General features: G+C 36.3%; 5 protein-coding genes. 1 reads left to right on the forward strand and 4 read right to left on the reverse strand.

Annotated elements, in window-relative coordinates:
• Positions 1 to 270: 270 nt before the first annotated feature.
• The 3 genes from B3209_RS07450 to B3209_RS07460 are packed head-to-tail and all read right to left on the reverse strand — an operon-like array spanning position 271 to position 3,048.
• Positions 271 to 1,938 carry an ATP-binding protein gene (locus tag B3209_RS07450; protein ID WP_296662518.1) on the reverse strand — a complete coding sequence of 556 codons (1,668 nt, stop codon included), beginning with the start codon at positions 1,936 to 1,938 and terminating at the stop codon, positions 271 to 273.
• Positions 1,929 to 2,156 carry an ABC-three component system middle component 7 gene (locus B3209_RS07455; protein ID WP_296662519.1) on the reverse strand — a complete coding sequence of 76 codons (228 nt, stop codon included), beginning with the start codon at positions 2,154 to 2,156 and terminating at the stop codon, positions 1,929 to 1,931. Before B3209_RS07455 ends, B3209_RS07450 begins: the two co-directional genes overlap by 10 nt.
• Entirely contained in the window at positions 2,140 to 3,048 is a 909-nt protein-coding gene (locus B3209_RS07460) for an ABC-three component system protein (protein WP_296662520.1), read from the reverse strand. The genes B3209_RS07455 and B3209_RS07460 overlap by 17 nt, the downstream gene beginning before the upstream one ends.
• Positions 3,049 to 3,315: 267 nt before the next feature.
• Between B3209_RS07460 and B3209_RS07465 the strand changes: the two genes are divergently transcribed.
• Complete coding sequence (locus B3209_RS07465; protein ID WP_296662522.1) at positions 3,316 to 4,083, forward strand: DUF4469 domain-containing protein; 768 nt, start codon at positions 3,316 to 3,318, stop codon at positions 4,081 to 4,083.
• 185 nt (positions 4,084 to 4,268) lie between these two features.
• Here B3209_RS07465 and B3209_RS07470 read toward each other — a convergent pair whose 3' ends face one another.
• A complete protein-coding gene (locus B3209_RS07470) occupies positions 4,269 to 4,781 on the reverse strand; it encodes a hypothetical protein (protein ID WP_296662523.1) in 513 nt (170 codons plus the stop codon).
• Positions 4,782 to 4,905: the final 124 nt, after the last annotated feature.

Genomic DNA, 4,905 nt, shown 5'->3' on the forward strand with positions numbered 1-4,905 from the left:
GATAATCTATTGAAAATTTCCAACAGATTCCTGACCAAGTTTACTGCGTAAACATCGCAGTGTCGCAGCACGGGAATGACACTTAAATTACTGTTCTTATCAAAACTCGAAATTCAGACTAAATAAAAAAATTTTCCTTGAGTAAATATGTTATTTTCCATTGGCAAATAGCTTATTTACCTTAGGAAAATAGTCTATTTACCGCAGGTAAATATATTGTTTACCCAGGGTAAATAGACTGTTTACCTGTAAAGAATGCTCTTTTTGGATTTATTTTTTTACCCACTTGCTACTTCCGTAAAGTTCTCCGCCATCTGTAGACAATTTTAATACGCAGCTATCTTCAATGATTGTCTGGACTTCAGGGCTGTAATTATAAATGGAACGGAACGCTGTAAAGATTTGTTTTTCTTTTTCCATTGCATACAGCTTGATGCAGCCTTCTTTTCTTTCCGCATCCAATTCATTGCGGACAAAAAGGTCGTGCGCCATTGCAGGAAGCTTTGTCTGTTTTAAAATGGACAAATCAAACATCACGATATTCGCGCTTTCTGTTCCGTCTCCCTTGTCTGTTCCAGAAATTATTGAATACCGGCTTACGCCCTTTGCATTGCCTGTCTTTGGCTCAAAAAATTTAAGGATAGGATTTTTCCATTTGCCATTCTGTATATGTCCATTCAAAGCTGCCATGTTAAGATTCACCTGGCTTGCTATTTCATCTAAAACATTGATTTCCTTTTTATTCAGTTCCTTTTTTGCTGCGGAATCTTTTAACGCAATGAGTTTTCCTTTTTTATAGTTTTCAATGCATTCGTAAAGCCGCTGAAGTTCAAGATATTTTTTCCCATAAACATCAAATGCCGCCTTTGAAAAAGTTCCGTCAGGAAGAGCTTTTTCATATTCAGATTTTATTGCCTCAAAGTCCAAATTAGTCTGGTTGAGATTCATCGTCAAATACTGAATCTCGTCATTTATTTGCAGCTTTAAAACCTCTGCAAGAGACTCATGGAATTTTTCAACCGCATAAACCTTTTTTACATTCATCCCAGGAAAAAAAGACTGGAGAACAGAAAGCTCTTCCCTTGTAGGAGAAGCCAACCCTTCAATAGAATGCTCGGCGACAGCAATCTTGTTTTCAAGCCTTGTTTTCTTAATGCTTATGCTTTTATATTTCTTCTCAATAGCCTGAAGTTTTTCAGCATTATTAGAATCAAATGCAAGGATTTCTTTATCATTCGTCCTTCTCAGCTCAGAAAGCTCTTCTTTAAGACGGTTTATATCTTCATATACAGCTGTTAAATCAGAATCCGTTTTTATAGAAGACTGTATGAAATTTCTTTTTACTGCTTCATTGAAAGTTTCCTTTGCTTTTGCAGCGTCATCGGCGTTATTTTTTTCCGCCGCAATCTCTTTGTACCGGTCAAACAGTTTTTCAAAATTAACAACGCAGTCGCGGGCATTTTCCATTGAATTTCCTTTTAAGAATTCCTCAAGATTCTTTGAGCTTTTATGGGATATTCTAAAATACGGACTTACCGCTCCTCTGAATGTAAGAGACTCATCTTCAAAGCCGTAGCTTTCGGCAAGTCTTTTTTGGAATTCCTTAAGGGAAATTTTATCAATAACAGAATAGCCGCTATCGCAAACGTTGACATTATTCAAATCCTCTGTGGAACGGCTGTAATAAACTTTTTCCCCTTTAAATTCAAATGCAAAATTGACTGCATGATGCCCGATATTTTCAATGATTTTTCCGCCGCCTGTAACATAGGTGTTTCCGCCAAAAGCAAAATCAATAGCAAGCAGAAAACTGGATTTTCCTGTGGAATTGTTTGTGGACTCGTTTGCAACAACTGTGTTAAGGCCTTTATGAAATTCTATTTTTCCATCTTGAATATATTTGCCTTTAAAAACATCGCTTTGAATTTCTACAAGCATATTATTTCTCCTGTCGCATTGTCTATATCAATTTTTCCAAGCGCGTACAGAGCGTCCAAGGTCTGTATAAATTCAGAAAGAGATGAAAAATGACTTTTTACATTTTTATAAAGCTGCTCCGGAAAAATTCTTTCATTTAAAACCATAGCCTGCAAAACAGGAACAAATTTTGAAATTACGGATTCATTGTACCTTATCATTTTATCTGGCAGGAGCATCAAAAACCTCGCATAGCTGAATAAAATATGAAACTATAATTCCTACTTCGGGAGAATTCGGCTGAGTCAATGCAATTGGAGCAAAATAATTTTTCATATTGTCTACGATTTCTTTTTCGGTAAAATACTTTTCCTTTAACCGTAAATATTGGTTATGAATGCATTGGCATATAAAGGCAGGCGGCTTTCCTCCGTTTTCTGCTGCCGAAACAAAAGCCTTGTTCACTACATCAAAATAAACCAAGTCATTTTCTATGCTTCTAATAAGATGATTGTCTTTTTTGATTTTTTCTTTTATGCAATAAGTTATATTTGGAGGTTCTGGCAAATTTTCCGCCTTTATGCTTTTGGAAATCAAATTAACGGCGGCTGTGATTTTATCTTCAAGTGTTTCCATCGAGCCTGCGCTTGTGCCTTCCGGATAATGGATTTTCTTTTTTCTTCCGGACTGTTTCTTAGGTTCTTTTGCGCCTTTTTGAATTATTTTTGCAAATAGCTCTGCATATTTTTCTGGATAGTTTTCGGCTGAAACATCTGGACAGAATTCCTTTATCGACTCCACCAAGTCAACATCCATTTCCAGCGTGGGATTGGAAGGCTTTTCCATGAAAGAAATAAAATTATCTGTGTTCAGATATTTCAGCATCTGGCTGTATGTGCCAGGGGAAATTCTGTTCCCGTTATAATATCTTGCTATTGTGTCAGGCTGGAATTTATCATCGTTTTTTAATGGATTATATGAACGGAATTCTATATGCGCTGGAGAATTGCCTTTTGCGTTTTCGTTGTACCTGTCCAGAATGTTGTCAAATAATAAAACAACGAATTCATCCTGATTTATGTTTTCTCCGTAATAAGGACGAAGCGTTTTTGCAAATTGCTGAAAAGTCATAAACTCCAAAATACCATCCGATTCAAATCCGTTAAAAAAAAACAGACTGATTTCTTCTATATATTATAAGCCTTTAAGGATAATATTGCATTAAAAATCTCATGTTTTTGCATCCGTTTTTTCTTCTGCGAAAGTGCTATCTTTCTTATCAACAAAGCAAATACAGAGTTTCTGCGAATTGCCTTGTACATTTTTATTATACCATGATTTCTGGCATTTTGTTAGGCGCGCGGCAGAATGCCGGTCTCATGGCAAAGGAAGTTAACCATGGAAACTAACAATGCATTTATCAAGCTTCATGAATCAGCTAACGGAAGAGTGTCCGTTAAGTTACAGAAAAATCAGTTTGCAAAGGACGGAGCTGAAAGCTTTTACGGACGTGTGGAACGCTACACCTACAGCACTCAGAACATTCTTGATTCTATGGCGGAGGCGATTCCGCTTGTGGATTTAGGAACTGTCGCAAGTGTATTAAATGCCTATGCAGGCACTGTTCTGAAGGTTCTTTCTGCAGGAAATGCCGTAAAGTTCGGTGAGCTAGGGATTTTCTACATTGCAGGAAAAGGCAGCGTTGACAATGAAAACGGAAAACCCAAGCTGACAGTAAAGTTTTCCGCGACACAGACATTAAAAGACGCTGTTCAGAATGTTGAAATCGCAGCCTCTGAATATACTGCTCCAAGCGGAGTTGTTACAAGCGTTACGGATGTGGCGACCGGCAAAAGAGATGAAAACCTTTCCGCAAGCAGCTCTGTTCTGGTCGAAGGCTCAAGCCTAAAAGTCGGCGGAGAAGATTCTGGAATTTGGTTTGCGCCGGTTGCAGAAAGCGGAATTATTTCTAGCGATGAAAGCAAATGGGCAAAAATTGAAACAGCCTTGATTTACAACTTGCCTTCCAAGCTTTTATTTGCACTTCCTCAGGAACTTGAAAGCGGAAAATACAAAATTGTTGTCCGCACCCGCTACGCCGGAAAATCTGGCTACGAGCGGAAGTATCTTGTAGAGGCAGTTTCTGAAACTGTAACAGTCGCATAGCAGCAAATTCATGCGGTTTGCCCTGGTTTCGGGCAGGCCGCATGAATAACAGGTCGAAATTTCTTTTACAAAAAAAACAAAAAATTATTAAAAAAAAGCACGACAAGACCAACCTCATGGCAGACCTCTTCGTCCGTGCCTCTGTATATATATTCATATATTTTTCTTATGTATTCAACTTCTTCTCATTTCCTAACAAAGTAGAATTTTCCCTCCTTATGAATAGGATCAAGAATCCACTTATTATTTTGTGTTATATAGAAATATAATTTATCATCCATTACTTCAAACATTCTAATTATATTTATCCATCTTGTGTAAATATACAAGCGTCCATTATTATTTCTGTAGATAAAAGATCTATTACCATAATTATCCAAAACGTAATATCCATTAAGTTTTACTATGCTTGTTAAATTGCATAAATTATAACTGACCACGTTTTGTGGAGTCCGGTCATCATCAACTAAAATCCATTCTCCTAAAAAATCATCTCCATCAGTAATCTTTTCACAGTTATTTAAAAAATTTTTTTCAAGTTCAATTATATTTGAATATAATTTGAAATTATTCGGACTATCGCCATCTTTCATAAATTCAATATCATAATTAACTTCATTATGCATCACAAAGCGATCTGAGGCATAAGAGCAAAAATAAACACTCATTAACATAAAAGATATAAACAGCTTTTTCATTCTACCCATTCCTCCATCTCAATTTTTTTATAGTAGGTCGAATTTCGAGTTATAAAAAAAATTTACAAAAAAGGCGTAATTCTTTAGAATTTTAATTACCACAAAAAAACAAAGGAATTACGCC

Source organism: Treponema sp. UBA6852 (genome assembly GCA_002449305.1).
Lineage (GTDB): Bacteria > Spirochaetota > Spirochaetia > Treponematales > Treponemataceae > Treponema_D.

What these genes read in the sequence shown, in the direction of transcription:
- B3209_RS07450 (WP_296662518.1), bottom strand. Translation starts at nt 1,938, where the DNA reads ATGCTTGTAGAAATTCAAAGCGATGTTTTTAAAGGCAAATATATTCAA.
- B3209_RS07455 (WP_296662519.1), bottom strand. Translation starts at nt 2,156, where the DNA reads ATGCTCCTGCCAGATAAAATGATAAGGTACAATGAATCCGTAATTTCA.
- B3209_RS07460 (WP_296662520.1), bottom strand. Translation starts at nt 3,048, where the DNA reads ATGACTTTTCAGCAATTTGCAAAAACGCTTCGTCCTTATTACGGAGAA.
- B3209_RS07465 (WP_296662522.1), top strand. Translation starts at nt 3,316, where the DNA reads ATGGAAACTAACAATGCATTTATCAAGCTTCATGAATCAGCTAACGGA.
- B3209_RS07470 (WP_296662523.1), bottom strand. Translation starts at nt 4,781, where the DNA reads ATGAAAAAGCTGTTTATATCTTTTATGTTAATGAGTGTTTATTTTTGC.